The organism is Haemophilus sp. HMSC071C11, from assembly GCF_001837655.1.
Classification (GTDB): Bacteria; Pseudomonadota; Gammaproteobacteria; order Enterobacterales; family Pasteurellaceae; genus Haemophilus; species Haemophilus influenzae.
On the sequence record NZ_KV833434.1, the window covers coordinates 1 to 245 of the forward strand.

Below are 245 nucleotides of genomic sequence, written 5' to 3' on the forward strand. Positions count from 1 at the left end.
GCTCACACAGATTGGCTGATAGTTGTAGACAAGATTAAAAACGAAGCGAAAGCAACGTTGAAAAATAAACGTTAAAAGATAAAAAGAAAATAGAGTATCTTTAATTGATGTCCCCATCGTCTAGAGGCCTAGGACATCGCCCTTTCACGGCGGTAACCGGGGTTCGAATCCCCGTGGGGACGCCAATTAAAGATAACTTTATTAGATTGTCTTACTGTTCTTTAAAAAATTGGAAACAAGCTGAA

General features: G+C 39.2%; 1 tRNA gene. It reads left to right on the forward strand.

Annotation, left to right across the window (positions count from 1 at the left end):
- Positions 1 to 109: 109 nt before the first annotated feature.
- Positions 110 to 185 (forward strand) — tRNA-Glu (locus HMPREF2644_RS06350).
- Positions 186 to 245 lie beyond the last annotated feature (60 nt).